Annotated in this window: 29 protein-coding genes and 1 pseudogene; 15 read left to right on the forward strand and 15 right to left on the reverse strand. The window is 62.9% G+C overall.

Translation table 11 applies throughout. The features are described from left to right. From BW989_RS12910 to BW989_RS07030, 5 genes are all read left to right on the forward strand, one after another. Window positions 1-390, forward strand: a complete 390-nt coding sequence (locus BW989_RS12910) for a hypothetical protein (RefSeq protein ID WP_076586785.1) — start codon at window positions 1-3, stop codon at window positions 388-390. Beyond that, window positions 390-962 (forward strand): nucleoside deaminase, encoded by a 573-nt coding sequence (locus BW989_RS07015; RefSeq protein WP_076586787.1) that lies wholly within the window; start codon window positions 390-392, stop codon window positions 960-962. The genes BW989_RS12910 and BW989_RS07015 overlap by 1 nt, the downstream gene beginning before the upstream one ends. A 3-nt stretch (window positions 963-965) precedes the next feature. Next, window positions 966-2,024 (forward strand): 23S rRNA (cytidine(2498)-2'-O)-methyltransferase RlmM, encoded by a 1,059-nt coding sequence (rlmM, locus tag BW989_RS07020; protein WP_076586789.1) that lies wholly within the window; start codon window positions 966-968, stop codon window positions 2,022-2,024. Between the two features lie 314 nt (window positions 2,025-2,338). Further along, the gene (locus BW989_RS07025) at window positions 2,339-2,788 is read left to right on the forward strand and encodes a hypothetical protein (protein WP_076586791.1); all 450 of its coding nucleotides are present in this window, start codon (window positions 2,339-2,341) and stop codon (window positions 2,786-2,788) included. Window positions 2,789-2,869: 81 nt separating this feature from the next. Beyond that, complete coding sequence (locus BW989_RS07030) at window positions 2,870-3,955, forward strand: COG1361 family protein (RefSeq protein WP_165688571.1); 1,086 nt, start codon at window positions 2,870-2,872, stop codon at window positions 3,953-3,955. Window positions 3,956-4,026: 71 nt separating this feature from the next. Here BW989_RS07030 and BW989_RS07035 read toward each other — a convergent pair whose 3' ends face one another. From BW989_RS07035 to ubiH, 3 genes are read right to left on the reverse strand one after another with little or no spacing between them, the layout of a single operon-like run. Then, window positions 4,027-4,443, reverse strand: coding sequence for a hypothetical protein (locus BW989_RS07035; protein ID WP_076586794.1), 417 nt, complete (start codon window positions 4,441-4,443; stop codon window positions 4,027-4,029). A 49-nt stretch (window positions 4,444-4,492) separates the two neighbouring features. Continuing rightward, a complete protein-coding gene (locus tag BW989_RS07040; RefSeq protein ID WP_076586795.1) occupies window positions 4,493-5,674 on the reverse strand; it encodes a UbiH/UbiF family hydroxylase in 1,182 nt (393 codons plus the stop codon). Further along, window positions 5,671-6,873, reverse strand: a complete 1,203-nt coding sequence (gene ubiH, locus BW989_RS07045; protein ID WP_076586797.1) for a 2-octaprenyl-6-methoxyphenyl hydroxylase — start codon at window positions 6,871-6,873, stop codon at window positions 5,671-5,673. The genes BW989_RS07040 and ubiH overlap by 4 nt, the downstream gene beginning before the upstream one ends. A gap of 51 nt (window positions 6,874-6,924) precedes the next feature. On the opposite strand from ubiH, the gene BW989_RS07050 reads away from it, so the two are divergent. The 10 genes and pseudogenes from BW989_RS07050 to BW989_RS07095 form a co-directional block, all read left to right on the forward strand. Continuing rightward, window positions 6,925-7,524: a hypothetical protein gene (locus BW989_RS07050; RefSeq protein ID WP_076587241.1), complete on the forward strand. Its 600-nt coding sequence runs from the start codon at window positions 6,925-6,927 to the stop codon at window positions 7,522-7,524. A gap of 10 nt (window positions 7,525-7,534) precedes the next feature. Then, the gene (locus BW989_RS07055; RefSeq protein WP_076586799.1) at window positions 7,535-8,089 is read left to right on the forward strand and encodes a cob(I)yrinic acid a,c-diamide adenosyltransferase; all 555 of its coding nucleotides are present in this window, start codon (window positions 7,535-7,537) and stop codon (window positions 8,087-8,089) included. Between the two features lie 2 nt (window positions 8,090-8,091). Beyond that, complete coding sequence (locus BW989_RS07060; protein WP_076587243.1) at window positions 8,092-9,000, forward strand: histone deacetylase family protein; 909 nt, start codon at window positions 8,092-8,094, stop codon at window positions 8,998-9,000. A gap of 110 nt (window positions 9,001-9,110) precedes the next feature. Continuing rightward, window positions 9,111-11,534: an LPS-assembly protein LptD gene (gene lptD, locus BW989_RS07065; protein WP_076586801.1), complete on the forward strand. Its 2,424-nt coding sequence runs from the start codon at window positions 9,111-9,113 to the stop codon at window positions 11,532-11,534. Beyond that, window positions 11,531-12,850, forward strand: coding sequence for a peptidylprolyl isomerase (locus tag BW989_RS07070; RefSeq protein WP_076586802.1), 1,320 nt, complete (start codon window positions 11,531-11,533; stop codon window positions 12,848-12,850). The genes lptD and BW989_RS07070 overlap by 4 nt, the downstream gene beginning before the upstream one ends. A 1-nt stretch (window position 12,851) precedes the next feature. After that, window positions 12,852-13,841: a 4-hydroxythreonine-4-phosphate dehydrogenase PdxA gene (pdxA, locus tag BW989_RS07075; protein ID WP_076586803.1), complete on the forward strand. Its 990-nt coding sequence runs from the start codon at window positions 12,852-12,854 to the stop codon at window positions 13,839-13,841. Next, window positions 13,838-14,179, forward strand: coding sequence for a tRNA-binding protein (locus BW989_RS07080; protein ID WP_242651367.1), 342 nt, complete (start codon window positions 13,838-13,840; stop codon window positions 14,177-14,179). Before pdxA ends, BW989_RS07080 begins: the two co-directional genes overlap by 4 nt. Further along, window positions 14,176-14,967, forward strand: coding sequence for a 16S rRNA (adenine(1518)-N(6)/adenine(1519)-N(6))-dimethyltransferase RsmA (gene rsmA / locus BW989_RS07085; protein ID WP_076586805.1), 792 nt, complete (start codon window positions 14,176-14,178; stop codon window positions 14,965-14,967). Before BW989_RS07080 ends, rsmA begins: the two co-directional genes overlap by 4 nt. A 49-nt stretch (window positions 14,968-15,016) precedes the next feature. Then, the gene (gene apaG, locus BW989_RS07090) at window positions 15,017-15,400 is read left to right on the forward strand and encodes a Co2+/Mg2+ efflux protein ApaG (RefSeq protein WP_076586807.1); all 384 of its coding nucleotides are present in this window, start codon (window positions 15,017-15,019) and stop codon (window positions 15,398-15,400) included. A 12-nt stretch (window positions 15,401-15,412) separates the two neighbouring features. Then, a pseudogene (locus BW989_RS07095) lies at window positions 15,413-16,231 on the forward strand (symmetrical bis(5'-nucleosyl)-tetraphosphatase); the annotation flags it as partial. 32 nt (window positions 16,232-16,263) lie between these two features. Here BW989_RS07095 and BW989_RS07100 read toward each other — a convergent pair. The 12 genes from BW989_RS07100 to BW989_RS07155 all read right to left on the reverse strand — a co-directional run bounded on the left by BW989_RS07100 (window position 16,264) and on the right by BW989_RS07155 (window position 26,250). After that, window positions 16,264-16,788, reverse strand: a complete 525-nt coding sequence (locus BW989_RS07100; RefSeq protein WP_076586809.1) for a dihydrofolate reductase — start codon at window positions 16,786-16,788, stop codon at window positions 16,264-16,266. Beyond that, entirely contained in the window at window positions 16,788-17,483 is a 696-nt protein-coding gene (locus BW989_RS07105; protein ID WP_076586811.1) for a hypothetical protein, read from the reverse strand. The genes BW989_RS07100 and BW989_RS07105 overlap by 1 nt, the downstream gene beginning before the upstream one ends. 14 nt (window positions 17,484-17,497) lie before the next feature. Next, on the reverse strand, window positions 17,498-18,292 hold the full coding sequence (locus BW989_RS07110; RefSeq protein WP_076586813.1) for a thymidylate synthase: 795 nt from the start codon (window positions 18,290-18,292) through the stop codon (window positions 17,498-17,500). Continuing rightward, entirely contained in the window at window positions 18,292-19,179 is an 888-nt protein-coding gene (gene lgt / locus BW989_RS07115) for a prolipoprotein diacylglyceryl transferase (protein WP_076586815.1), read from the reverse strand. Before lgt ends, BW989_RS07110 begins: the two co-directional genes overlap by 1 nt. 57 nt (window positions 19,180-19,236) lie before the next feature. Beyond that, window positions 19,237-19,728 carry a TPM domain-containing protein gene (locus BW989_RS07120; protein WP_076586817.1) on the reverse strand — a complete coding sequence of 164 codons (492 nt, stop codon included), beginning with the start codon at window positions 19,726-19,728 and terminating at the stop codon, window positions 19,237-19,239. A 2-nt stretch (window positions 19,729-19,730) separates the two neighbouring features. Beyond that, on the reverse strand, window positions 19,731-20,648 hold the full coding sequence (locus BW989_RS07125) for a TPM domain-containing protein (RefSeq protein ID WP_076586819.1): 918 nt from the start codon (window positions 20,646-20,648) through the stop codon (window positions 19,731-19,733). 15 nt (window positions 20,649-20,663) lie between these two features. Then, window positions 20,664-21,302: a LemA family protein gene (locus tag BW989_RS07130; protein ID WP_076586821.1), complete on the reverse strand. Its 639-nt coding sequence runs from the start codon at window positions 21,300-21,302 to the stop codon at window positions 20,664-20,666. A 101-nt stretch (window positions 21,303-21,403) separates the two neighbouring features. After that, the gene (locus BW989_RS07135) at window positions 21,404-22,153 is read right to left on the reverse strand and encodes a TerC family protein (RefSeq protein ID WP_076586823.1); all 750 of its coding nucleotides are present in this window, start codon (window positions 22,151-22,153) and stop codon (window positions 21,404-21,406) included. A 37-nt stretch (window positions 22,154-22,190) separates the two neighbouring features. After that, on the reverse strand, window positions 22,191-22,571 hold the full coding sequence (locus BW989_RS07140) for a diacylglycerol kinase (RefSeq protein WP_076586825.1): 381 nt from the start codon (window positions 22,569-22,571) through the stop codon (window positions 22,191-22,193). Window positions 22,572-22,715: 144 nt separating this feature from the next. Next, window positions 22,716-23,954 (reverse strand): ABC transporter permease, encoded by a 1,239-nt coding sequence (locus BW989_RS07145; protein WP_076586827.1) that lies wholly within the window; start codon window positions 23,952-23,954, stop codon window positions 22,716-22,718. Next, window positions 23,951-24,655 carry an ABC transporter ATP-binding protein gene (locus tag BW989_RS07150; RefSeq protein WP_076586828.1) on the reverse strand — a complete coding sequence of 235 codons (705 nt, stop codon included), beginning with the start codon at window positions 24,653-24,655 and terminating at the stop codon, window positions 23,951-23,953. The genes BW989_RS07145 and BW989_RS07150 overlap by 4 nt, the downstream gene beginning before the upstream one ends. A gap of 8 nt (window positions 24,656-24,663) precedes the next feature. Continuing rightward, window positions 24,664-26,250 carry an efflux RND transporter periplasmic adaptor subunit gene (locus BW989_RS07155; RefSeq protein ID WP_076586830.1) on the reverse strand — a complete coding sequence of 529 codons (1,587 nt, stop codon included), beginning with the start codon at window positions 26,248-26,250 and terminating at the stop codon, window positions 24,664-24,666. Between the last annotated feature and the right edge of the window lie 53 nt (window positions 26,251-26,303).

Genomic DNA, 26,303 nt, shown 5'->3' on the forward strand with positions numbered 1-26,303 from the left:
ATGCGCCGGATCGTCTTCGCGTTGCTCGCATGCCTGCTGCTGGTGCTGATCACCGGCTGTACTGCGCCGACGACGGCCAAGGATTCGCCACCCGGCGACTTCCCGACCAACCCCTTCGACAAGCCCGTACAGCCACGGCCGATCGGCGCGGATCCTTCGGTGGTCAATCGCAGCTGCAAGACCGATGCCGACTGCACGGTGAAGAATGTCGGCAACTGCTGCGGCCACTACCCGGCCTGCGTGAACGTCAACGCCCAAACCAACCCGGAAGCGGTACAAGCGCAGTGCGCTAAATCCGGCATGGCGTCGGTCTGCGGCTTCCCGCAAATCAGCGGTTGTAAATGCGTCAGCGGGCAATGCGCCGCCGATAGCCAAGCGAGTGCCTTGTGATGCTGCCACTGCAACAACATTTGACCTTGCCCGCCTGGGTCCACGACTTCGATTTTGCTGAGCGCTATCCGGGGGATGAAGCGAAGGTCGCTTTAGCCATCGAACTGTCACGCCACAACATCGAATCACGCTCGGGCGGGCCGTTCGGCGCCGCCGTGTTCGCACCGGATGATCGCCTGATCGCGGTCGGCGTCAATCGCGTGCTGCCGCAGAACTGTTCCGTCGCGCACGCGGAGATGATGGCCTTCATGCTGGCGCAGCAACGCATGCAGCGCGCACGCTTGAACCTCAATGACGATGGTAGCCGCTACGCACCCATCACCTTGGCGACTTCCGCCCAACCTTGCTGCCAGTGCTATGGCGCGAGCATCTGGGCCGGCATCGACCGCTTGTTGATTGGTGCGCGTAGTGAGGATGTCGAATCCCTCACCGAATTCGACGAAGGCCCGCTACCGGCCGACTGGATCGGCGAGCTGGAGCGTCGCGGCATCGAGGTGGTGCGCGATGTCGAACGCGAGGCCGCGCGCACCGTGCTGCGCGATTACGGCCTGCTTGGCGGCGCGAACTACTGACGCATGGACGGCCTCCTGTGCTGGTGTCGAAGCGGCTTCGAGCCGGATCTCGCGGCAGAACTCACCGCACGTGCGGCCGAGGCCGGCATCCCCGGCTACGCGCAGACGGAACGCAATAGCGGCTACGTCGTGTTCCATGCCGAAGACGGCGTGACCCTCAATGCCGCGCTGCCTTGGGAGTCCCTGATCTTCGCGCGGCAAAAATTACCTGTGATCGCAGAGCTGCGGGATTTGCCCCCAAGTGATCGCATCACCCCGATGATCGAGGTACTGAAAACCCACGGCACGCGCTTCGGTGACCTGTGGGTGGAGCACCCGGATTCAGAAGCAGGCAAGCCCCTCGCCGGCCTGGCGCGCAGTTTTGGCAATGCGCTGCGCCCGGCGTTGCGCAAGGCAGGCTTGCTGACCCAGCGCGAGGACATGGACCTGCCCCGCCTGCATGTGGCCTTCGTCGATGGCGATCACGCGTTCCTCGCCCAGACCGACCCTGCCGACAGCGCACCGTGGCCGCTCGGGATTCCGCGTTTGAAGATGCATGCCGATGCGCCATCACGCAGCGCGTTGAAGTTGGAAGAGGCCTTGCTGGTCCTGCTGAGCGCGCACGAATGCGCCAGCTTGATGAAGGAGGACATGCGTGCCGCCGATTTGGGCGCAGCACCGGGGGGATGGAGTTGGGTCTTGGTGCGCCAAGGCCTGCGGGTCATCGCCATCGACAACGGCCCGATGCGCCCCGAACTGCTGGATGGCGGCCGGGTCGAGCACCTGCGCGAGGATGGTTTCCGCTGGCATCCCACCACCCCGCTGGACTGGATGGTCTGCGACATGGTGGAGCAGCCCATCCGAGTGGCCGACCGCATGGCCGAGTGGTTCGCCCAGGGCTGGTGCCGTCATGCCATCTTCAACCTCAAACTGCCGATGAAGAAACGCTGGCAGGAGACCGAGCGCTGTTTGTCACTGTTTGCCGCAGAGGCTGGCCGACCACTGACCTTCCGAGCCAAGCAGCTCTACCACGACCGTGAGGAAATCACGGTGTTTGCCAGCGTTCGTCGGCTGCACGAATAGAACTAGCCGCCAAAGCCACTGGCATGGGATTTGCTTATATATCATCCGGCGGACTGAAAAATCGCGGGAGTGCCGGCTGACCAAGCCCCGCCTGAGGCTTCAGGGCGTTCTCGTGCACCCGATAGAGAGGGAAAACTGCCGGAAGGCTTACGGCGATGGTCGCGAACTGCGATAGAACGCCGTTCTTCCAGCCAGGAATGAGCCGAGTGATTCACCAAGGATGGCCAAAAAACCGTGTCCTGTGGTCAGTTTCCCAGGGGAATCCAACAGTGCAGTTCCAACTTATAGTGTCATCCGCATGGCGAGATGGTCTGATGCGTCTGCTTGCCTTGGCTTGCTGCGGCGGGTTGCTGATGGCGGGCAGCCCCGCCATGGCGCAGACGGTACAGCGCAGCTTCTTGAACCTTGGGTTTGAACAGCCCCGCATCAACGGCCCTTCGACCAGTGCGTCCAGCGATGGGGATGCAGGTTGCAGCCGCACTGTAGCTGCAAGTGATGTGAATGGCTGGGAGACGACTGAGGATCAAAGCAACCCAGCTGGCTTTTGGGGCAGTCCCGCCTCCGAAATGTGTCCACAGGCAGCAGGCTTCCCAGGCCCTCCTAATACTGGCAACGTCATCCAGATGTTCTACGAGAACTACCAAGGCTCCGGCGCTGGCTCTACTGGCGTAGGCGGCGTCATCTTGGCCCCTACCGACACACCGGCGCGTTTGGGTGAACAATTCGCAGAGCTCAACGCTGACAACCCCGAACGTCTCTATTAGAAGGTTTGCCTAGTCAGAGGCGAGACCATTAGCTGGAGACTGAGCCACCGGGCACGCAGTCATGCCACGGTGCCCGACGTCATGGAGTTCAACATCAGTCCCTCGCCATATGGCAGCCTTCCGGCACGAGCGTTTCCTCCCCGCGCCGCCGGCCCTGGTGCGATCCGTATCGTCCGGGCAGCCACCACCACCACGGGGATTGAAGGCACAACCCCGACACCACGTGAGTGCGGGACCACTGGCTTGACCAATGCAACCTGTAGTTGGACATCAACTAACCTCAATGGAGGCTGGGCTGATTACTCGGGCACTTTTACTTGGGATACTCCTTCCGGCGAGCAATACATCGGTTTTCAAGCCATCAGTAGCACCTGGGGGTTGTCTGGAGGCAACTATCTTGACGAGATTTCAGTCACGCTGAAGCCGTTCCTCCATTTCGCAGGCGGGGCGAGCAATGTCAGCTTCGTCGAGGGCGAGACGGCACCGACAATCAACGTTCGAATCGTGGGCACAGTGACTAGCGGTTTCACCATTCCCCTCACAGTGGGAGGCACTGCCACCCGGGGTACCACCGCAACGCCCGGCGCAAACGACGACTACATCCTCACGGCCGCGAATGCCACGATCACCGTGCCGGCAGGCGATTACGGCGCAGGACAAAACATCAATATTCCGATCACGTTCTTGTCCGACACCGTGGTCGAAAACAATGAAACCATTACCTTCACCATCCCCACGGGCAGTAGCCTGCCCTATGTAGTCGCTAATACTGATGAGTGCGCGGGCGTTGCAATCGGTGAGATGACCATCAACATCCTCGACAACGACGTCGACCTGCGGATTTCCAAGACCAACACACCCGCAGTACAGCCGCTGGATCAAGCCGCTGACACGGTGACATCCGGCCAGAACGTCACCTATACCCTACTGGTGGAAAACGGCGCACGCGCGGTTTCAGGTGCAGTGATCCAAGACCAGGCCGTAAGCGGCATCACGTGCCCGGCACCAGCACCCGCCTCCGCCTCCGTAACGTGCACTGCAAGCTCCGGGCCTGCCTGCACGTCCGCCACCTACCCCGTCAGTACATTGACCGGCAGCGGGATCGTCTTGGGCAACATGCCCGCCAACAGCACGGTGACGCTGACGTTCACTTGCCGAGTCAATTGACGCTCGGCGAGATTCGATGAGTGCATCGCCATGGCGGCGCACTCGGTGATGACGCGTAACGACGGCGCGATTCAGTCTGTTGAGCGCAAAGTTTCGCGCACCCAGGTCTCGCGCTGATCGACGATCAACTCTTCCAGTAATGCGCTTTCGGTATCGACACGCCCCTTGACGGCGCGCGCATCAAATTTCTGCGCTGCGGTTTCCGGGTCACGCCAAGCAATGGTGACCCGCAAATCCCACTCATCGTTCTCGCTTGCCATCAGCGGTTGCGCAATGCGGTACCAGAGCACACGCCCATCCTTGCGAAGAGCTTCCAGCTTTGGGCGTTCAACGCGATCGAACAAGGTCATGAACTGCACCATGCGACGGGGCTGCACCCACATGGTGCGCTCGACGACAAAGGGGTCTTGCGTGGATGTAGCGGTCTGCGCGTAAACAGGGGCAAGCAAAAAGCTGGAAAGGATCAGGACAGAAACTTTTTTAATCATTAGCAATGGGCAAATAAAATTGTTGGTCAGAGAATTTCGATGGGCTAGATCAGGTACCAGCAGCATGACGCCAGAGCGCATTCCGCAACGGCACAAGTGCATTGGCAGCTGTGAGCGCATGACCTCGCAGCATCGTCGGCAACAAGGCGTCATTCGAATACACCCGATTGATGGTCTCGAAGGCGTAGCTCGATACGACGTTGTCGCTCCGCCGCGCGCGCGCCCAGCGTTGCAGGCGATGCGGCGCATCGAAGTCGCGCCCGAGGCGTTTCGCCTCGCGCATCTCGTCACGCAAGGCAGCGACATCGCGCAAACCAAGATTCACGCCCTGCCCGGCCAACGGATGCACGACGTGGGCGGCATCGCCCAGCACCAGGACGCGTCTTTCGATTTGCGTTTTAGCCAATTGACGTCGCAGGGGGAAGGCGACGCGGCGCGACACGGGCCGCACTGCACCGAGCCGGGCACCAAACGCGTTGGTCAGCTCGACACCGAAGGCTTCATCGTCCAGTGCAAGGATTCGCTCAGCCTCGACGTCCGGCAGGCTCCACACGATGGAGCTGCGACACTCAGCATCCACCGGTAAAAAGGCAAGCGGGCCACTTGGTAAAAAGCGCTGCCATGCGGTGAGTTGATGGGGCTCTTCGGTTTCGACATAGGCAACCACGCCGCGTTGCCCATAATCGTGTGTCGGCGCTTCGATACCCGCCAGCGATCGCAAGGTGGAATTCGCGCCATCGGCGGCAATGGCGATGCGGGCATCGATGGTCTCGCCACTTTCCAGCGTCAGACGCACACTGTCATCGCGCTGCTCCAGACCATTGACACTGGCCGGTTGAAAATATTCGACGCCGGCGCGATTGGCTGCAGTCTGCAAGCGCTCGGCCAACAGGTCATGCTCGATGATCCAGCCCAATTCACGGCGCGCGAGCGTATCGGCATCGAAATGCAGTTCACCGCCACCGGCCGCATCCCACACGCGCATGTGGCGATAGGGTTGCGCGCGGGTGGCGAGGATGTCTTTCCACACGCCGAGCGACTCAAGTAACGCGGCATTGTCGGGGGCGAAAGCGAACACGCGCAGGTCCGGTTGCTCGCGCGACCAGCGCGCGGGCGTGCCTGCTTCGACCAAAGCCACCTGCAAGCCGGCATCGGCCAGGGCCAACGCGCAAGCCGCGCCGACCACGCCGCCACCGACCACCACCGCGTCACGTTGCATGCGTCGGCTCATTGCGCATTCTCCCGACACATCGCGGGCACATCGCCGCGATAGCCCATGCCACCGGCCACGACTTGCGCTCGCAGGCCGGGCACGTTGGCGAGCGCCGCCATCCCCAGGCTGCGCAGGCCACGCATCGCCAAGCCTTCGTTACTGCTGGCGCGCGCCATGCCATCGGAGAAGGCCAGCGTGCGTGCGCGATCTTCGCTGCGACGCGCCGCGTAGGACTCGAGCATCGCGGCATCGTCCAGCCCATGGGCGGTGATTTCTTCGACCAAAGTCAGCGCATCGCGCAGGCCCAGGTTGAAGCCCTGCGCGCCGATGGGGTGAATGCTTTGCGCGGCGTTGCCCAGCAACACGGCGCGCGGCGCGGTCAAACGCTCGGCCACCACGCGCACGGCGGGATACCGGCTGCGTTCGCCACTGGCGACGAAACGGCCGGCGCGCCAACCGAAGGCGTCCTGCAGTCGCGCAAGCCACGCGGCTTCATCCAATGCAGCGACGGCATCGGCCTCCTCGCTGGGGACGCCATGCACCACGCCATAGTGGCGATCGAAACGCGGCAAGAACGCCGTCGGGCCATGCGGACCCAGACGCTCCCACGCGGTGCCGTCCGGCGGGCGCTGCGGACGCACGCGGCTGACGAAGAGCGTTTGCCCGTAGTCATGGCGCGTCGCATCGATACCCAGTGACGAGCGCACCGCGCTCTTCATGCCATCCGCGCCAACCAACAAACGCGTGGTGATGCGATGTTCGCCCTCGGCATCGGCCACGCGCACTTCGCGCCGGCCATCCGCCAACCCTTGGGTGTCGATAAAGCGCGCCGGGCGATAGCGGGTGAGCGAAGCAACATCGCCCAATCGCTTTTCCAAAGCCTCGCCGAAATCACGGGCGATGACGACATGACCGAAAGCCTCACGCCCGACTTCGCTGGCATCCAGTGACACCCGGCCGAAATCCCCCACCCGACTGGCGTGGATGCGGCGAATGGGCGATGCGGTCTGCAGCAACGGCCAGATCTTGAGCGCCTGCAGCGCATGGCAGCTGGCTTCGGCCAGGCTCAGGTTGCGCTCGTCGAAGACCGGGGGCAGTGCGCCCGGGGGCGCGGCTTCCACCATCGCCACATCCAAACCACTGTTTTCCAGCGCGATGGCGAGGCTCGCGCCCACCAATCCGCCGCCGACGATGACGATGTCATGTTGCGCGTGCATGCGGGAATGATAGCGACCCGATAGAATCGCAGGATGACGGAGACCACCCACATGAATCTGAACCTGAATCTTGAGCCGCGCAGCCGTGGCGTCAACCTCGCTCTGCTGGCGGGCCTCGCCCTGGTGATGGTCGCCACGCGCGCCAACCACTTCGCCGCCATCCCCGATGCGTCGTGGGCGGTGTTCTTCGTCGGCGGCTTCTATCTGCGCCACTTCACCAAGTGGGCGTTCCCGCTGCTGATGGCCCTGGCCGTGGTCATCGACTACGTCGTGATCACCGCGCAGGGCATCAATTTCTGGAGCCATTACTGCGTGTCGCCGGGTTACTGGATGCTGGTGCCCGCGTACTTCAGCCTGTGGTTCGGCGGGATGTGGCTGGCCAAGCAGGAAGGCAGCGCCGGTGCGCGCCTCGGCAAGCTGGCTTTCGCGGTGGTGGCCTCGGTCGCGGTGTGCCAGCTGTTCTCGCAGGGCGGCTTCTACTGGCTGAGCGATGCGGTCGCCCACAAGACCGTGGCCGGCTGGGCCAAGAACTACATGGATTGGGTCGGCCCGTACCTGATGACCACCGCGATGTACGTCGGCGGCGCGCTGGCGCTGCACGTGACCGCCTACACCCTGCTTGGCCAGCGCACGCAGGCCGTGCGCGGCTGAGTCTGGGCCGATGGGCAATCGCCTCTCCAAGATATACACCCGCACCGGCGATGACGGCAGCACCGGCCTGGGCGACGGTACCCGCGTCGCCAAGGATTCGCTGCGGGTCGAGGCCTACGGCACGGTGGACGAGGCGAACTCCTGTATTGGCCTGGTGCTGGCCAGCGACGTGCCCGAGGACATCCGCACCCTGCTGACGGCCGTGCAGCACCAGATGTTCGACCTGGGCGGGGAGCTGTGCATCCCCGGCCATGCGGCGATCGACGATGACGATGTGGAACGCCTCGAGCAGCATCTCGACCGTTACAACGACGACCTGCCGCCGCTGAAGGATTTCATTCTGCCCGGCGGTGGCGAAGCGGCCGCGCGTTGCCATATCGCGCGTACTGTCGTGCGCCGCGCCGAGCGCGAGACGGTGGCGTTGTCGCGCGTCGAAGCGGTCCGCCCGCAGGCGATCCGCTACCTCAATCGCCTCTCCGACCTGTTGTTCGTGCTCTCGCGGGTGCTGGCGCGCGCCAGCGGCCACGGCGAGGTGCTCTGGAATCACGAGCGCCGCCGCGGGTGAGCCTGCGGCTGTACACGCACACCGACTGCCTGGGCCATGACACCGGCCCCGGCCACGCCGAACGCCCTGATCGCCTGCGCGCGGTGACCGCCGCGATCAATGCCGCCTTCCCTGATCTAGGGTGGACGTCGGCGTCGGTCGCGCCACGGGACGCCCTGTTGCGCGTGCATGGCGCAGATTATGTCGATGGGCTGATGTCGCGCCCGGCCGAGGGGTTGGCTTGGCTGGATGAAGACACGGTGTTCTCGCCCGGCAGCCTGCAGGCGGCCCTTGTCGCGGCCGGCGCCGGCGTGGAGGCGGTCGACTGGGTGCTCGGCGGCGACGGCCGACGCGCCTTCTGCGCGGTGCGCCCGCCCGGCCACCACGCCGAGGCCGCCCGCGCGATGGGCTTCTGCCTGTTCAACAACATCGCGGTGGCCGCCGCTCACGCGCTCTGGGCCGGCGTGCAACGCGTGGCCATCGCCGACTTCGACGTCCACCACGGCAACGGCACCCAGTCGATCTTCGCCCGCCAGCCGCGCGTGCTGTTCGCCAGCTCCCATGAGATGCCGCTGTATCCGTGGACCGGCGGCTTCGACGAAACCGGCATCGGCAACATCTTCAATGCCCCGATCCTGGGCGGCACCGGCCGCGAGACCTTCCGCAGCACCTGGTCGAAGCAGCTGCTGCCGGCCATCGACGATTTCGCGCCGCAGTTGCTGCTGATCTCCGCCGGCTTCGACGCCCACCGCGACGACCCGCTGGCCTCGCTGCAGCTGGAAGCCGACGACTTCGGCTGGCTCACCGGCGAGCTCCGCGCCATCGCCGACCGCCATGCCGGCGGGCGCGTGGTGTCGATGCTCGAAGGCGGGTACGCACTCGGCGCGCTGGCGGAATCGGTCGTCGCGCACTTGAATGCGCTGGACGGCTGAGGCGGCTCCGGCAAGCCTGCCCTGCGACTGAACGGAGACGGGCCGGCGATTGCCGCTTCACGGGGGATGCGGCAAGCTAACGGCCGATTTCTGCCCTCCGGACCGGACGCGTGCGCCCCTTCCCAAAATTGCTTCCCCTGCCATTCGCCATCGCCTTCGCCCTGCCCGCCATGGCCCAAGAGCGGGAGATGCCGCTGAACTACGGCCTGTGCCCAATCGAGGACGCAGTGCCCAAGTTTCCGGAAGCGCCAGAGACCAATCTGGGTATCGCGCCGCAGGATCGGAGTCAAATGCCGACCGAAGTTGCTGGCGACGAGCAAAGCGGCACGATTGAAGTGCCCATTCTGCAAGGCAATGTCGCACTGACCCGCGGCGACCAGTTCCTCGGCACCGACAAGATCACCATCGACAGCGAGAAGCAAACCTACGTCGCCGAAGGCAGCGTACGTTTCCAGGACTCGGGCATGCGCATCGTGGCCGAGCGCGCCAGTGGTAGCCAGGCGACCGATACGCATCGCATCGAGGAGCTGCGCTACCAGCTGACTGATCGTCGCGGCAATGGCGGCGCGGATCGAATTGAACTTCAGGGTGGCCAAGGCACCTTGTTCGGATCCTCCTATTCGACTTGCCCGCCAACCCAGCAACATTGGCGTGTCGTCGCCAATCAGATCAACGTCAACACCGAAGAAGGGTTCGCGGTTGCCCGCAATGCGACCCTGCGCTTGGGCAAGGTACCGGTGCTGTACGTGCCGTGGTTCAAGTTCCCGATCGATGAGCGCCGCCAGACCGGGCTGCTGTTCCCGTCGATCTCCAACTCCGGGCGCAACGGCTTCGATTACAAGCAGCCGATCTACATCAACCTCGCCCCCAATTACGACATGACCTTGTCGCCACGTATCATGACCAAGCGTGGCGTGTCGCTCGGCACCGAGTTCCGCTACCTCAACGAGGCCGGCGCTGGCACCTTGCGCGGGTTGTGGATGCCGAAGGATGACCTGCGTGATCGCGAACGTGGATTCGTCAACTTCGGCGGGTATCAAAACCTCACCTCTCATTGGCAAGCCCGTGCCAACGTGATGTGGATCAGCGACCCACGCTACTTCGAGGATTTCAACAACTCCTCGATGGGGGTCTCTGCCTACTCCTCGTTCAGCGAAGTGGGACTGTATGGTCGCGGGCGTTATTGGGATGCCGGACTGACGGCAGATCACTGGCAATTGGCCGACTACACCTTGACCGAGGCCAGCCTGCCCTTCGACCGCCTGCCGCGCGTGTTCTTGAACTGGGAACAACCTTTCGGCACCTTGCTGCGCGCCGGCGTGGAAAGCGAAGCTGTCCGCTTCCAACATCAGTCTTATCGTGCGATCGATGCGCAATACCGGCCAATCGGGCCCGAGATCGACATCCCGGGCGGCAGTCGCTTCGATGTTAAGCCCTACATCAGCATGCCCTTGGAAGGGGCTGGCTGGTTCATCCGGCCAACAGTGGCCTGGCGTTACACCACTTATCAGCTGGACGACGCGCTGGCACAACAAATCGCTCGTAGACGCGCGCAAGCTGATGCGGCCAATCGCGGCATCGCCTATACCCCGGCGATGGACGCCGCGTTCTTCGACAGCAAGCCTAGCCGCAGCCTGCCGATCTATTCGCTGGATGCCGGATTGCAGTTTGATCGCGAGTTCGAGCGCAAGGGCAAATCGTTCCTGCAAACGCTGGAGCCGCGCATCTTCTATCTGCACGCCCCTTATCGCGACCAATCCGCGCTCCCGGTCTTTGACACCGTGCCGCTGACCTTCGGTTGGGGCCAGCTGTTCCGCGACAACCGCTACAGCAGCGCTGATCGCCAGAGCGACGCCAACCAGATCACGACCGCGCTCACCACGCGCATCCTGCGCGATAGCGATGGCTTCGAGAAATTCAGCGCGAGCCTTGGCCAGATCCATTACCTGGACGATGTACGGGTCAAGGCATATCCGTGGGAAAACACCGTCGAGCGGGGCCGCTCTGCCTGGGTCGCGGATGCCAACTGGTCACCCAGTGATCGCTGGCAGATCGGTGGCTCGTATCAATGGGACCCGAAATACCGCCGTCACGACCTGGCTGCCTTCCGTGCCCGCTATCTGCTGAAAGACGACGGCATCGTCAATCTTGCCTACCGTTACCGTCGTGACCTGCTTGAGCAGGCCGACTTCTCCTTCCTGTATCCAATCAACCCGACCTGGAGCCTGGTCGGCCGCTATTACTACTCGCTCAAAGACCGCAAGGCGCTGGAAACGGTGGCCGGTGTGCAGTGGGATAGCTGCTGCGTCGCCGTACGATTGGTAGGCCGGCAATACATCCACAACCGCGAAGGCGAACTCAACGACAGCATCATGCTGGAGATTGAATTCAAGGGTCTTGGCTCCGCGGGCCAGGACACTAGGCGTACCTTGCGCCGTGCTATTCTCGGCTATTACCGCGACGATCTTTACCTCGTGCCGCCCCCCTCGATCAACCAGGGCACGACGGATCCTGACCCGGACCCCACACCATGATGAATTTTCGAGTCCTTTTGCTGGCAGCAACGCTGGCATTTGCCCCCTTGGCACTGCAGGCACAGACCCAGCCCATCGACCGCATCGCCGCGGTGGTCAACGAGGAAGTGATCCTGCAAAGCGAGTTGGACCGCGCCATCGCCAACATCACCGCGCAGTACGCCAGCAACCCGGGGCAATTGCCGCCGGCTGAGGTGCTGGCCAAGCAGGTGCTGGAACGCCTGGTCCTGACCCGCTTGCAGGTCGCGCGTGCGCAAGAAAGCGGCATCCGCGTCAACGATCAAGAGATCGAACAGGCAGCGGCCAACATCGCCCAGCAGAACGGCATGACTCTTGACCAGCTGCAGGCGCAGGTGGCGAAAGATGGCCTGTCGATGACCGATTTCCGCAACACCTTGCGCGATGAAATCACCATCCAGCGGATGAAGCAGAGTTTCGCGCAGGGCCGCATTTCAGTCAGCGAGTCCGAGGTCAACGCTGCCCTCGCCCAGCAGGCCAATGCAGGCGGTGGTGCTCAGTACCATCTGGCGCACATTTTGGTTGCGTTGCCGGAAGGTGCAACGGCCGAGCAGATCGCCATCGGCCAGTCCAAGATCGATGGCATCAAGAAGGTCATTGAAAGCGGCGAGATGGATTTCGCCGCCGCCGCCGTGCGTTATTCCGATAGCCCGAACGCGCTGGAAGGTGGTGACCTGGGCTGGCGCCCGGAATCGGAGATCCCGCCGGCCTTCGCGCAGACCGTCAAAAGCATGCAGCCCGGCCAGATCATTGGCCCGATCCGTGGTGGCAGCGGTTTCCAGCTGATTCGTCTGGTTGAAACCCGCACCGCACCGGCAGCTTCGCAGGTCACCCAGTATCACGTCCGCCACATCCTGGTCACCGGTGACGATGCCGCCGCCGAAGCCAAGTTGAGTACGCTGCGCGCTCGCGTCGCGGGCGGTGCGGACTTTGCCCAGCTAGCGAAGGAAGAGTCGCAAGACCCGAACAGCAAGGAAAATGGCGGCGACCTGGGCTGGTTGGCCGTCGATGCCTTCGGCCCGGATCTTGGCCCGCGCATCGCTGCGTTGAAAGATGGCGACATGACGCAGCCGATCAAGACCCCGTCCGGCTGGCACCTGATCCAGGTGATCGAGCGCCGCCAAAACGCCGCCGGCGACGACCAGAAGCGCGCCGCGATGCGTGAAACCATCGGCCGCCGCAAACTGGAGGACGAGTACACCCGTTTCCTGCAGGAAATGCGCGGTGACGCCTTCGTCGACATCCGCAGCGAATCGGTGATCAACACCGCGCCAGCGGCCGACAACAACGGCGGTTGAGATGCGCCCTCGGCTCGCGCTCGTTCCGGGCGAGCCTGCCGGCGTTGGCCCTGAATTGTGTGTCCGCCTGGCCCAACGCCCGGCGAATCGCTTTGATTTGACGGCTTTCGGCGATGCGGCCACCCTGCGCCGCGCCGCCCAAGCACTCAATCTCCCTTTGCGATTGCTGCCCGCCGAGGCCCTTGCGCAGAAGCCCGGCGACCTGCCGCTGCACGAGATCGCCCTGCCCGGTGCGCCGCCTGCCTTCGGCCAGCCTGATCCCGCCCATGCTCGCGCTATCATCGATTCGCTGGAATTAGCCGCCCATGCCTGTATCGATGGTGCCTACCAGGGTCTGGTCACTGGCCCCACGCATAAAGCGAGCTTGAATGCAGGCGGCATCCCCTATATCGGCACCACCGAGCTGCTCGCGGACATCAGCAGACATGAAGTCGTGATGATGCTGGCACGCCCCGGTCTCAGGGTCGCTCTCGTCACTACCCACCTGCCACTGCGCGAGGTGGCCGACGCGCTGACTCCAGCGGCATTGAAACGCACGCTGCGCATCACCCATCAATCCATGCGCGATGACTTCGGCATCACCGTCCCACGCATCGCCGTGCTAGGCCTCAACCCACATGCGGGCGAAGATGGCCATATGGGCCGAGAGGAGATCGAGGTGATGCGGCCTGTGATGGAGGCCTTGCGCGCTGAAGGCATGAATTTGATCGGCCCGCTGCCCGCTGACACCGCATTCCTGCCAGACAAATTGCTCGGCTTTGATGCGGTTGTCGCGATGTACCACGACCAGGGCCTGCCAGTGCTGAAGAGCCATGGCATCGATCAGGCCGTCAACATCACCTTGGGCCTGCCCTTCCCTCGCGTGGCCGTGGATCACGGCACGGCGCTCGATATCGCCGGGCAGGGGATTGCCGATGCCAGCAGTTTGTTTGCCGCAGCCGATCTATGCGCCGAGCTCGCACACCATCGCATGAACAAGGAGCCCGCGTGAGCGAGACCATAAGCTTTGACGATTTCCTGAAAGTAGACCTTCGGGTCGGTCGCATCATCGACGCGCAAGAGTTTCCCGAGGCACGCAAACCCGCCTACAAATTGAAGGTGGATTTCGGCTCCGAAATCGGCGTACTGCAGTCCAGCGCGCAGATCACCGTGCACTACACGCCGGAGTCCCTCGTCGGGCGATTGGTTGTGGGTGTGGTGAATTTCCCGCCACGCCAAATCGGTCCGGTGCGTTCGCAGTGCCTGGTCACCGGCTTCCACGACGAAAACGGCGCCGTGGTGCTGTGCATGCCTGATGGCAACATCCCCTTGGGAACTCGATTGCTGTGAACGCACGCTTCGACAAGCCAGCGAAAAAACACCTTGGGCAGAACTTCCTGCACGAGCGCGGCGTCATCGACAAAATCCTGCTCGCAGTCAATCCGAAACCAGGCGATCGCATCGTCGAAATCGGTCCCGGCCAAGGCGCGCTCACCTTGCCACTGCTCGACTTGCATGGTGAAGCCACCGCGATCGAATTCGACCGCGACCTCTTGCTGCCTTTGACCGAGGCGGCCAGTGCGCGCGGCAAGCTCGACCTCATCAATCGCGATGTGATGCAGGTGGATTTCACCGAGCTCGCACGCGCCCTGGGCGGACCGATTCGCCTCATCGGCAACCTGCCCTACAACCTATCCAGCCCGATCCTGTTCCACGCGCTGGACCATGCGACTTCCATCATCGACATGCACTTCATGTTGCAAAAAGAAGTGGTGGATCGCATGGCCGCGAGCGAAGGCAGCAAAGTCTACGGCCGCCTGTCGGTGATGCTGCAGGCGTATTGCAAGGTCACGCCGTTGATCAAGGTGCCGCCGGGTGCATTCCGTCCAGCGCCCAAGGTCGATTCGGCGGTCGTCCGATTGGTGCCGAAGCCGGCATCCGAAATCACCGTGCGCGATCACGCACGCTTTGTCGAAGTGGTGCGTTCAGCTTTCGGCCAACGTCGCAAGACACTGCACAACGCGCTGAAAGATGTCTGTAATGACGATGCGATTCGTGCCGCAGGGCTTGAACCGCAGCTGCGCGCCGAACAAGTCCCGGTCGCCGGTTTCATAGCGCTGGCAAACATCAGCGACTGAAAGCGCCGGTTTTGCCGCCTGGTTCACGCTGCTTGCGTAGAATCACCGCATGTCCAGCGAAACCCCTTATGCCATCGGCATCGACGTGGCGACGCACTACCTCGACGAGGAATCCTCGCCCGAGGACAGCCGCTACGTCTTCGCCTACACCATCCGCATCCAGAACCGCGGCACCCAGCCTGCGCGACTGCTGAACCGCCATTGGATCGTCACCGACGCAGAAGGTCATGTCGAAGAAGTGCATGGCGAAGGCGTGGTCGGCGAGCAACCGTGGCTGAAGCCGGGTGACGGCTTTGAGTATTCCTCAGGCGTGGTGTTGCCCACCAGTCTGGGCACCATGCATGGCAGCTATGACCTGCTGGCGGATGACGGCACGCATTTCAAGGCCGACATCCCCGCCTTCACGTTGAGCACGCCGCGAACCTTGCACTAGGCCGGCGCGACGATGGCGACCTGGGCGATTGGTGACCTGCAAGGCTGCTACGAGGCAACCCAGCGGCTGTTGGAGCGCGTGCGTTTCGATCCAGCCGTCGATCGCCTGTGGTTCTGCGGTGACCTGGTCAATCGTGGCGGCGAGTCACTGGAAACCCTGCGCTTGGTGCACAGCCTGCGTGATCAGTCGCATGTCGTCTTGGGCAATCACGATCTCTCGCTCATCGCGATCGGCGAGCGCCGCCCGGAAGAGCAACGCAAGGTCAACCCGGACCTGCGCCGCGTGCTGGAAGCGCCTGACGCGCGCGAACTGCTGGACTGGCTGCGTCAATGTCCGTTGATGCATTCTGACCGCGAACTGGGCTGGTGCATGTTGCATGCCGGGTTGGCGCCGCAGTGGGATATAGCCGCAGCAGAGCGCCACGCGCGTGAAGTAGAAGAGCGCCTGCGCGGCCCCAACTTCCGCAAATTGCTGCGCGCCATGTACGGCGACCGCCCGGCCTGGCATCCGAATCTTCAGAGCATTGATCGCCTGCGTTCGATCATCAACATCTTCACCCGCATGCGTTATTGCACGCCGCGCGGACGCATCGCCTTCGACATCAAGGGCGCACCGGGCACGCAGCCGCCGGGTTTGTATCCGTGGTATTCGGTGCCGGGGCGTGCAGAGCGCGATCTGAAGATCGTCTGCGGCCATTGGAGCACGCTGGGATTGATGATCGGCCATGGCGTGCATGCCATCGACACCGGTGCCGTCTGGGGCGGCCCGCTGACAGCGCTGCGCCTGGGCGCTGATACATTGGAGCTGGTGCAGGTGCCAGGCCGGAAAGTGTGATGTCGCTTCGGCGTATCAACGCGAAAAATTCAGGCGCGCACGTAATCCACGAACTCGAACGCATGGGGATGTCGCGCATCGGCCGGGTGTGATTCGCGTGCGGTCACGCGCCAATGCTCGGCATCAAAGGCGGGGAAGAACGCATCCGCCCTCTCCACTTCGACATCGACCCAGGTCAAGTGCATGCGATCAGCCAGCGGCATCGCCAAGGCATAGATTTCGCCGCCGCCGATCACCGACAGCGTAGCCGCGCCGTCCACGCGTGCAATGGCCAGCGCTTGACCTAGCGATGCCACCGCTTCCATGCCTTCAAAAGGCACGCGCCCACTGCGCGTCAGTACCAGGTTGCGTCGCTTGGGTAGTGCGCGGCCCAGCGACTCAGCGGTTTTGCGCCCCATCAATACTGGCTGGCCCAAGGTGAGCGCCTTGAAGCGCTTGAGGTCGTCCGGTAGATGCCAGGGCAGTGCATTGCCGCGGCCGATGGCGCGGCGACGATCAAGCGCGGCGATCAATACGAGCGCTGGCGGTCCCGCCGGCTCTCCTGCCAACGACATCAAGTATCCGCCTTTTCCTGGCACGCCATCACTAGATCAGCGATGTGTTTTCCAGAATTGCGTGCCTGCTCCATGAACTGGGGTGTCATGAGGTCGGCGTGCGCATTGCCCAGCACTTCATCAACACGCCCACCCAATGCATCGAACTGCCGGTCATAGGCGCGCAGCTCGGCATCTTGCAGAAATTCTGGGAAGTGGCTGACATCGCCCTTGCCGCTTTGATTGCCGATCTGGTTGAGATGTCGCTGGCCATTGGGCGTGGCGGCGAAACGCAAGAACGCACGAAGTTCAGCCTCTCCAAAAGCTTCGCTCAACACCTGAGTAATGCGGGGTCGGATCGAGCTATCCAGCCAGCCACGAAAATGCGGGGTGATCACCTCACGATACTGCTCTTGCATGTACTGCTCGGCTGCCGGACAACCTGCCACCTTGGCCTGCAACTTGGCTGGTGGCTTGACAGATTGGGCGATCAACACCTCGAACATGCGTCCACCGGTGATGTCGTAATAAGCCTTAACCAACTCGGCTTTTCCAGCTGTCGGCGAAAGCACGGGTACCGCGATCGGCGTCGCCGGTAGCGGTAGTACGGCGCCGATCTTTTGTGTCGCTGACGTAGATGCTTCTTGTGCGATGACCGGCGACGCAACCGGCAATGCCAATGAAAGACTGACCAGCAAACCGCTCAAACACTTCATGTGTGCACCTCTCCTTATACGGCCACGGGCGCCTTGATCGCCGCTTGCGGGTGGTAATTACGGATTTCGATGTCATCGAAATTGAAATCGAAGATGTCGTCCACGTCCGGGTTCAAGTGCAAGGTCGGCAACGCACCCGGCGTGCGCGACAACTGCTCGCGGGCTTGCTCGAAATGGTTCGAATACAGATGTGCATCGCCGAGTGTGTGGACGAAATCCCCCACTTTCAGCCCGCAGACCTGCGCGACCATGTGGGTCAGCAATGCATAACTGGCGATGTTGAACGGCACACCCAGGAAGATATCGCCGCTTCGCTGGTACAGCTGGCAGCTGAGCTTGCCATCGACCACGTAGAACTGGAACAACGAGTGACACGGCATCAGCGCCATCTTCGGCAGGTCAGCCACATTCCATGCGCTGATGATGAGGCGGCGCGAATCCGGGTTGCGTTTGATCTCGTCGATCAGCCAGCTGATCTGGTCGATGGCCTGGCCATCCGCGCCTTCCCAACTGCGCCATTGCTTGCCGTACACCGGGCCCAGCTCACCTTCCGCATCGGCCCATTCGTCCCAGATCGAGACCTTGTGATCTTTCAGGTACGCGATATTGGTCTCGCCTTTCAGGAACCAGAGCAACTCATGGATGATCGAGCGCGTGTGCAATTTCTTGGTGGTGACCAGCGGAAAGCCTTCGTTCAAATCGAAGCGCATCTGCCAACCGAACACGCTACGCGTACCGGTGCCGGTGCGGTCGGATTTCTCGTCGCCCTGCTCCAGTACGTGCTGCAACAGATCCAGGTACTGGCGCATCAGTTCGCCTCCTCAGGCAGCTGCGGCTGCAACGTCGGCTGCGAATGCGATTTCCATAGCCAGTACAGGCCGAGCGCGATCAGCGGCAGGCTGAGCACCTGCCCCATCGTCAGCCAGCCAAACGCCAGATAGCCAAGCTGCGGATCCGGCAGGCGCACAAATTCGACGACGAAGCGGAATGCACCGTAGAGCAGCGCGAACATGCCGGCGACGGCATAACGCGGGCGTGGCTTGGACGAATACCACCACAGCAGCGCGAACATGACGATGCCCTCCCACACCATTTGGTAGAGCTGGCTGGGGTGACGTGCGTATTGATCCAGTACGCCCGATTCAGCCATGGCGCGCAGGCTGTTGGCGGGCAGATGCTGGAGCTCGGCCGGCAACGATCCCGGGAAGATCACGCCCCAGTTGCCATCGGTCGGCTTGCCCCACAGCTCGCCGTTGATCCAGTTGCCCAGGCGACCAAAGCCAAGACCCAGCGGAATCAGCGGCGCGACGAAATCGACCACGTCGAAGAAATGCAGGCGATGCTTGCGTGCCCACCAGAACACGGCGATCAGCACGCCGATCAGGCCGCCGTGGAAGCTCATCCCGCCTTCCCACACCTTCAGCATCTGCAGTGGATCGGCGATATAGGTCTTGAAGTCGTAGAACAGGATGTAACCCAGGCGTCCGCCCAGCACCACGCCCAGCATGCCGTAGAACATCAGGTCGCCGAATGCGTTGTCATCGACCCCCGGCAAACGTCCTTTGCGGATGCGGCTGCGACCCAGCCACCACGCGCTGACGAAGGCCAAGAGGTACATCAGACCGTACCAATGGACTTTCAGCGGCCCCAGGGCAACAGCAATCGGGTCGAGATCATGAAAATAGACAGGAGGCATCGCGGTCTTCGGCGGCGGAATGCCTTCATTGTGCCCGACCCGCACCCCGAGGCGAAGTCAGCGCAGGATCACCGGCGCGTTGGGTAACTCGTCGTGGTCGATTTCGCCTTCGATTTGCGGGAAATGCGTGGCCAAGAGGCTACCGATCTCAGTCACGCCGCGCATGACGGCATCTTCCGGCTCGCCCGCCTTCATCCGCTCTTCCATCAGCTGGCAGATGCCGCGCCATTGCTCGGCGCTCACCAACTCGTGCAGGCCACGATCCGCAACGATCTCGATGCGGTGATCAGCCAGCAACAGGTACACCAGCACGCCGTTGTTCGCCTCGGTATCCCAGACGCGCAATTGGGCGAAGGCGGCTTCGGCGCGCTGACGCGAATCCACCCGATTCCACACATCACGCCAATGCAAGGCTGACTCGACGGCGAAGCAAATCTCGCCACGATGCCGGCGTTCGTCATCGGCGATGGCGTCATGGATGCGTTTGAGGCTATCCGTCGGAAACGTGCCTTTGGCCGAAGGCGCGAAGAGATGTTTGAGGATGCGCATGATCACCAGCTCCCCGAGGCACCGCCGCCGCCGGACATACCGCCACCGCCCGACCAGCCACCGCCACCACCACCAAAGCCGCCTCCGCCGCCCCAGCTGCCGCCGGAAGATCCGCCGCCCCAGCCACCCATGCCACCGCCACCCCAACCGCCCCAGCTGTCATCGCGGGCGAAACGGCCAGCGCCAGCACCAGCCAAGCCGAGGAACAAGCCGATGAAGGCGCCAATGCCGCCAACCAAGAGGGCCGAGGAAATCAGCCATGCCACGCCGCCCGCGCCCGCGCCCGCGAGCAAGCCACGGATGCCCGCAGGCGTGCCGTTGAAGATGCCGCGGATGACGTTGGCCACGATGAAGGCGGCGATCAGCGCGAACAACCAATTGCCACCACGGTCCTGACCGGCAGGGTGATCGGCGATCGGCGCCGGCAATGGCTCACCATCGATCAAGCGCACCAGCTGCGCCGAGGCATCGGTGATGCCGCCGGCGAAATCACCCGCGCGGAATTTCGGCACCAAGTATTCCTGGATGATGCGACTGGAGGTCGCATCGGGGATCGCACCCTCCAGGCCATAACCGGGTTGGATGCGCACGCGCCGATCATCTTTCGCCACAACCAGGATCACGCCGTCATCCACCCCCTGACGCCCCAGCTTCCACTGGTCATACACGCGCTGGGTGTATTGGGCGATGTCTTCGGGTTCGGTTGTTGGGACGACCAGCACCTGTAGCTGGCTGCCCTTGCGCTGCTGCAGGGCTTGCGCCTGTTGAACCAGCTGGCTTTGGGTCGCTGCATCCAACGTACCGGTGGTATCGACCACCGGCGAATCCAAAGGCGGGATCGGCGCTAGCTGCTGGGCCAGCGCAACCGTCGTAACCAGCCACAACAGGCAGAGCGCAGCGAGCCGCCGCGTCCAGTGCACGTCAGGCGGGCCTGATCAGCCCGCGGGCGCAGGTGCAGGCTGCGCGGCCGGGGCAGGCTGGGCCGCAGGCGCAGACGTGCCGAAATCAACCGTCGGTGCCTGCTGGATCTGCTGCTCGTTCTCGACGCTGAAATTGGGCTTGGGCTTGTAGCCGAACATCATGGCGACGAGGTTCTGCGGGAAGGAGCGGATGTAGGTGTTGTAGTCCTGCACCGTTGTGATGTAGCGCTGGCGCTCCACCGCGATGCGGTTCTCGGTGCCTTCCAGCTGCGCCTGCAACTGCAGGAAATTCTGGTCGGCTTTGAGCTGCGGATAATTCTCAGCCACCATCAACAAGCGACCGATGGCGCCGTTCAACTCGCCTTGGGCTTGCTGGAACTGCTGCACGGATTGCGCATCGTCGGCATTGACGTTGATGCTGCCGACCTTGGCGCGTGCGTTGGTGACATCGGTCAGGACCTTGGCTTCGTGAGCGGCATAGCCCTTCACCGTATTGACCAGATTGGGCACGAGGTCAGCACGGCGCTTGTAGACGTTGAGCACCTGCGACCAGGCGGCTTTGACGGCTTCGTCCTTCTGCTGGATCTGGTTGTAGCCGCAGCCGGACAGCAGCGAGGCCAGCATCAGGATCGCGATAAAACGGAAGGTACGCATCAGGGGACTCCATAAACAGGCAAGCGCACGACCCTTTGTCGTGCGTTCAGGGAGATAAAGTGCCCACCCGGACGTTCAGTCCGGGTGAAAGCCGGCGGGGTTCACCATTCGCCGGCGCCGGGAACGTGGTCCTTCACCGCATTGCGGCGCATAAGCAGGCTCAGCCATTCCACCAGCACCGAGAAGCCCATCGCGAAGTAGATGTAGGGCTTGGGCACGTGCAGGTCGAAACCGTCAAGGATCAGCACCACGCCGATCAAGAGGATGAAGGCCAGCGCCAGCATCTTCACAGTCGGGTTGGCGTCGATGAAGCGGCCCAGCGGGTTCGCCGCCAGCAGCATGATCGCCACGGCCAGAAGGATCGCGAAGACCATCACCGGGATGTGCTCGGCAATGCCGACCGCGGTGATCACCGAATCCAGCGAGAACACCAGGTCGATCACGGCGATCTGCGCGATCACCACCCAAAACACACCCGAAGCCTTGGTCGTGCGCGGGTCATCGTCATGGCCGCCGGAAATCATTTCGCGGATCTCGGCGATGCCCTTAACCAACAAGAACGCGCCGCCCAGAATCAGTACCAGATCGCGAATCGAAATGCCCATGCCGAAGATGTGGAAGAGATCCCGTTCCATCTTGGCCAGGAACGCCAACATCACCAACAAGGCGATACGCGTGATGCAGGCCACCGCGATACCGATCTTGCGCGCCACCGGGCGCTGGTGCTCTGGCAGGCGGGACACGGCGATCGAGATGAACACCAGGTTATCGATGCCCAGCACGATTTCCAGTGCGGACAGGGTGACCAGCGTCATCCATACATCAGGGGAGGAAAGGAAACTCAGATCCATCGTCAGCTCGTTCTCTTGTCGTCTTGGTTAATTCGTTTCAATGCAGGCGCGGCAGCAGGATGCAGGCCCACACCAGCAACACGTTCATCATCAGCATGAACACCGCGGCCGAGCCCATGTCCTTGGCGCGACCGGCCAACTCATGGAACTCCGCGCCGTAGCGCTCGATGATGGCTTCAGCCGCCGAGTTCAGCAGCTCCATCGCCATGACCATGATCAGCGAGCCCACCAGCAGCGCACGCTCCACCCCGGTCTGCCCCAGCCACAGGCCCAACGGCCCCAGCAGGCAGAACGCCACCACTTCCAAACGGAAGGAGGACTCATGCAACCACGCCGCCTTCAATCCCTTGAGCGACCACAGGAAAGCCCTGTAGATCCCGCGCGGGCCGCGCGGCAGATGGCCATAGGTGTCAGCCATGGGCAATCGACACTGTCAGGGGGGAGCGGAGGTGGCGCATGCAGGACCGATAGGAACAGGCGGCCGATGGCCATCCCCCCGATTTTGCCACAGAGCCGCGCCGCAAGCCCGCCGGATGGCGGGGCTTGGCGGCACATTTGGCGCCTATTGCTGGCGCAGCGCCTCGATCGGGTCCAGCAGCGAGGCTTTGCGCGCCGGGTAATACCCGAAGAACAGACCGGTGACGATGGAGAACGCGGCCGCCAGGCCAACGACTTGGGCATTCAGCGCAATCGGCAATTCGCTGAACTTGGATACCAATAGCGCACCACCAATGCCGATCAGGATGCCGATGACGCCACCGATCAGCGAGATCAAGATCGCCTCCATCAAAAACTGCCGACGCACGTCGGATGGCCCGGCACCCACTGCCATGCGCAGGCCGATTTCCTTGATCCGCTCGGTGACCGAGACCAGCATGATGTTCATGATGCCGATGCCGCCGATGATGAGGCAGATGCCGGCCACTGCACCCAACAGTTTCGACATCAGATTGGTCGTCGCGGTACGGGTCGCCACGATCTGGCTGATGTTGCGAACATTGAAATCATCTTCCTCGCCCGGCTTGATCTTGTGGCGTTGGCGCAGCAACGCTTCCACCTCGCCTTGCACGTAATCCAGATCTTTCGCATCGGCCACGGTCAACGCGATTTGCATCACCGCGCTCGGCGGCAGGCCCATATTGCCCATCAAGCGGCGACGCCCGGTTTCCAGCGGCACCATCACCACGTCGTCCTGGTCCTGACCGAAACCGCCCTGGCCTTTGGCTTCCAGGGTACCGACCACGGTCAGTGGTACGCGCCCCAAGCGAATGGTCTGGCCGATGCCGCTGTCCTCACCAAACAAGGTGCGGCGGATGGTGTCGCCGATGATTACGCCACGTCCGTTGCCGCCATAGTCATCGGCCTCGAACAGACTGCCTTGGGCGATCTTCCAGCCATTGATTTCGAAATAATCCGGCTGCACGCCCTGCCAGCTGGTCGATGCATTGTTCTCGGCGAACACCACTTGGGTGCCGCCTCGCAATGCGCCTGCGACGTATTGCACTTCCGGAATTTCGTCCTTGATCGCATCAACATCCCCCTGGTTGAGGGTGAAGAAGCTCGATGAACTCATGCGCGCACCACCGCCCGGACCGCGACCACCGCCCGGCGAAATATCAAGCCGCTGCGAACCCAGGCCCGACACCAGCTTGTCGATTTCCTTCTGCGTGCCTTGGCCGACCGAGACCATCACGATCACCGCCGCGATGCCGATGATGACACCCAGCGAGGTCAGCGCACTGCGCATCCAGTTGCCCCGCAAGGCATGGAAGGCCGTGCGCAGGATGTCCATCCAGGTCATGCGCGCACCTCCTCGTGCATCTCGCCATCGCGCATCACGAAGATGCGGTCGGCGTGCTCGGCGACTTCCTGATCGTGGGTGATCAGCACCACGGTGTGGCCGTCATCACGCAGCTGCTTGAACAGGGAGAGGATTTCTTCGCCCGTTTTGCTGTCTAACGCACCCGTTGGTTCATCAGCCAACAAAATGGGAGGCTGGTTGATCAACGCGCGGGCAATCGCGACGCGTTGCTGTTGGCCGCCGGAGAGCTCATTCGGGCGATGGTGACTGCGCTCACCCAGGCCGACCGATTCAAGCGCCGCTTGCGCACGTTCGCGGCGTTCGTGTGGCGGGATGCGCGCATAGCCGAGTGGCATTGCCACGTTGTCAAGCGCGGACATGCGCGGCAACAAATGAAAGCCTTGGAAGACGAAGCCGATTTTCTCGCGGCGCAACGTCGCCAATTCTTCGGCATCAAGCGTCGCGACATCGATGCCGTCACAGGCATACAGGCCGTCGCTGGGCGTATCGAGGCAGCCGATCAAATTCATCAGCGTCGACTTTCCCGAACCCGATGGCCCCATGATTGCGACGAAGTCACCGCGATTGATGACAAGGTCCACGCCCTTGAGCGCGACGACTTCGGCCTCGCTGCCTTCGGAATAGACTTTGCGCAAGCCACGCGTCTCGATGACCGGCGGCACCATCGGCACGGGTTCCATCACCGCGCTCACGAACGCGGCGGCGTGGATGCCGAACTCGCGCTCGACGACGCAGCGCGTGCCCCCGTGATCACCTCGTCGCCTTCCTTGATGCTGCCGGCGATCTCGGTCGAGGTGCCATCGGATGCACCGACACGCACCATCACCATCTTCGCCTTGCCATCGACCAGCAGATACAAGGGCGCGCGCGTCGCGTTAATCAGCGCATCAATCGCCGAATCCCATTGCGTGCGTTGTGCATCGCTCAGCTTGCCGCGGAAACCGGCAAATTGTTGCTGGAAGCGATCGCGCATGCGGTTGCGCATTTGCGCCTGCATCGCACCGCCCCCGCCGCCCATCGTCACCATGCGCATGCCACCACCACCGCCGCCAAACACGCGATTGCCTTGCTGCTGACTCGCAGCACTGCGGGCAGCAGCCATGCGTTCGGCTTGCTGTTTCTTCATTGCCTCGAGCGTTTCGTCGAACGCAGCCTGCTGTGCGGCATCAAGCTTCAGCCCAGCCGCGATCGCCGGCAGGTCATCGCTGATGCTGCCGCGTTGGCCACCACCATTCGCTGCACCACCCTCGCCCGCTGCCGCCATCATCGCCTGCATCTCCTCCTCGGACGGCTTGTAGCGCAGCGCTGCGTTGGCGACTTTGAGGATATTGCTGCGCTTGCTGACTTCGATCTCGGCGTTGACCGTCAGACCCGGCAGCAAGGTGCCATCGGTGTTGTCCACCGTCACCACAACCGGATAGGTCACCACGTTGTTGGCGGTGGTCGCCGACAGCCGCACCTGCTCCACCACGCCCTTGAACTGGCGGTCGGGGAAGGCATCGGCGGTGAAGCTGACCGTCTGCCCGGCCTTGACCTGGCCGATGTCGGATTCGTCCACCGCCAGCTCGATCTTCATCTTCGACAAATCTTCGGCGATCTTGAACAACTCTGGCGCCTGGAGACTGGCCGCGACGGTCTGCCCGGGCTCGATGGTACGGGTCAACACCACGCCATCGACGGGCGAGCGAATCACCGTACGCCCCAGGTTGAGACGCGTGGTCTGGGTCGATGCCGACTGCTGGCGGATTTGTGCGCGCGCCACGCCCACTTGCGCCTGCGCCTGCTGCATCGCGGCGCGCGCCGCATCCACATCACCACGCGACACCAGTTGCTGTTTGCCCAATTCTGCCTTGCGTGCGTAGTCCGCGCTGGCATTGCGCAGGGTAGCTTCGGCCTGGGCCAGCTGCGCGTTGGCGCTGGCCACGGCGGCGGCCCCTTGGGTGATCTGCGCCTCGTAGGTGCTGGGGTCGATGCGCGCCAGCACGTCGCCCTTCTTCACTGGGCTGTTGAAGTCCACCAGCACATCGGTGACCTGACCGGAGATCTGACTGCCCACGGTCACTGTGGTGATCGCCGACAGCGTGCCTGTGGCCGAGATCGCCACGCGGATGTCGCCGCGTTCGACCTGCGTCGTGCGGTAAGCGCTTTCTTCACCGCCGGCCTTGCGCTGCGTCCACCACCAGCCGAAGCCGAGCAATACGACCAATCCGATGATGGCGGGCAAGAGCCAGGGGCGGCGACGGGAGCGGGAGGCGTTACGCGGCTTGGACGACATCGACAAAATCCGAAAGGGTGAATGCAGAGGTTCCGGGCGCTAACGCACGCACG

Source organism: Solilutibacter tolerans, from assembly GCF_900155935.1.
In the GTDB taxonomy this organism is placed as follows: Bacteria; Pseudomonadota; Gammaproteobacteria; order Xanthomonadales; family Xanthomonadaceae; genus Solilutibacter; species Solilutibacter tolerans.

Excerpts from the sequence above, each read along its gene's own strand:
- BW989_RS12910 (WP_076586785.1), top strand. The coding sequence starts at position 1 with ATGCGCCGGATCGTCTTCGCGTTGCTCGCATGCCTGCTGCTGGTGCTG.
- BW989_RS07015 (WP_076586787.1), top strand. The coding sequence starts at position 390 with ATGCTGCCACTGCAACAACATTTGACCTTGCCCGCCTGGGTCCACGAC.
- rlmM (WP_076586789.1), top strand. The coding sequence starts at position 966 with ATGGACGGCCTCCTGTGCTGGTGTCGAAGCGGCTTCGAGCCGGATCTC.
- BW989_RS07025 (WP_076586791.1), top strand. The coding sequence starts at position 2,339 with ATGCGTCTGCTTGCCTTGGCTTGCTGCGGCGGGTTGCTGATGGCGGGC.
- BW989_RS07030 (WP_165688571.1), top strand. The coding sequence starts at position 2,870 with ATGGAGTTCAACATCAGTCCCTCGCCATATGGCAGCCTTCCGGCACGA.
- BW989_RS07035 (WP_076586794.1), bottom strand. The coding sequence starts at position 4,443 with ATGATTAAAAAAGTTTCTGTCCTGATCCTTTCCAGCTTTTTGCTTGCC.
- BW989_RS07040 (WP_076586795.1), bottom strand. The coding sequence starts at position 5,674 with ATGAGCCGACGCATGCAACGTGACGCGGTGGTGGTCGGTGGCGGCGTG.
- ubiH (WP_076586797.1), bottom strand. The coding sequence starts at position 6,873 with ATGCACGCGCAACATGACATCGTCATCGTCGGCGGCGGATTGGTGGGC.
- BW989_RS07050 (WP_076587241.1), top strand. The coding sequence starts at position 6,925 with ATGAATCTGAACCTGAATCTTGAGCCGCGCAGCCGTGGCGTCAACCTC.
- BW989_RS07055 (WP_076586799.1), top strand. The coding sequence starts at position 7,535 with ATGGGCAATCGCCTCTCCAAGATATACACCCGCACCGGCGATGACGGC.
- BW989_RS07070 (WP_076586802.1), top strand. The coding sequence starts at position 11,531 with ATGATGAATTTTCGAGTCCTTTTGCTGGCAGCAACGCTGGCATTTGCC.
- pdxA (WP_076586803.1), top strand. The coding sequence starts at position 12,852 with ATGCGCCCTCGGCTCGCGCTCGTTCCGGGCGAGCCTGCCGGCGTTGGC.
- apaG (WP_076586807.1), top strand. The coding sequence starts at position 15,017 with ATGTCCAGCGAAACCCCTTATGCCATCGGCATCGACGTGGCGACGCAC.
- BW989_RS07100 (WP_076586809.1), bottom strand. The coding sequence starts at position 16,788 with ATGTCGTTGGCAGGAGAGCCGGCGGGACCGCCAGCGCTCGTATTGATC.
- BW989_RS07105 (WP_076586811.1), bottom strand. The coding sequence starts at position 17,483 with ATGAAGTGTTTGAGCGGTTTGCTGGTCAGTCTTTCATTGGCATTGCCG.
- BW989_RS07110 (WP_076586813.1), bottom strand. The coding sequence starts at position 18,292 with ATGCGCCAGTACCTGGATCTGTTGCAGCACGTACTGGAGCAGGGCGAC.
- lgt (WP_076586815.1), bottom strand. The coding sequence starts at position 19,179 with ATGCCTCCTGTCTATTTTCATGATCTCGACCCGATTGCTGTTGCCCTG.
- BW989_RS07120 (WP_076586817.1), bottom strand. The coding sequence starts at position 19,728 with ATGCGCATCCTCAAACATCTCTTCGCGCCTTCGGCCAAAGGCACGTTT.
- BW989_RS07130 (WP_076586821.1), bottom strand. The coding sequence starts at position 21,302 with ATGCGTACCTTCCGTTTTATCGCGATCCTGATGCTGGCCTCGCTGCTG.
- BW989_RS07135 (WP_076586823.1), bottom strand. The coding sequence starts at position 22,153 with ATGGATCTGAGTTTCCTTTCCTCCCCTGATGTATGGATGACGCTGGTC.
- BW989_RS07140 (WP_076586825.1), bottom strand. The coding sequence starts at position 22,571 with ATGGCTGACACCTATGGCCATCTGCCGCGCGGCCCGCGCGGGATCTAC.
- BW989_RS07145 (WP_076586827.1), bottom strand. The coding sequence starts at position 23,954 with ATGACCTGGATGGACATCCTGCGCACGGCCTTCCATGCCTTGCGGGGC.
- BW989_RS07150 (WP_076586828.1), bottom strand. The coding sequence starts at position 24,655 with ATGGAACCCGTGCCGATGGTGCCGCCGGTCATCGAGACGCGTGGCTTG.
- BW989_RS07155 (WP_076586830.1), bottom strand. The coding sequence starts at position 26,250 with ATGTCGTCCAAGCCGCGTAACGCCTCCCGCTCCCGTCGCCGCCCCTGG.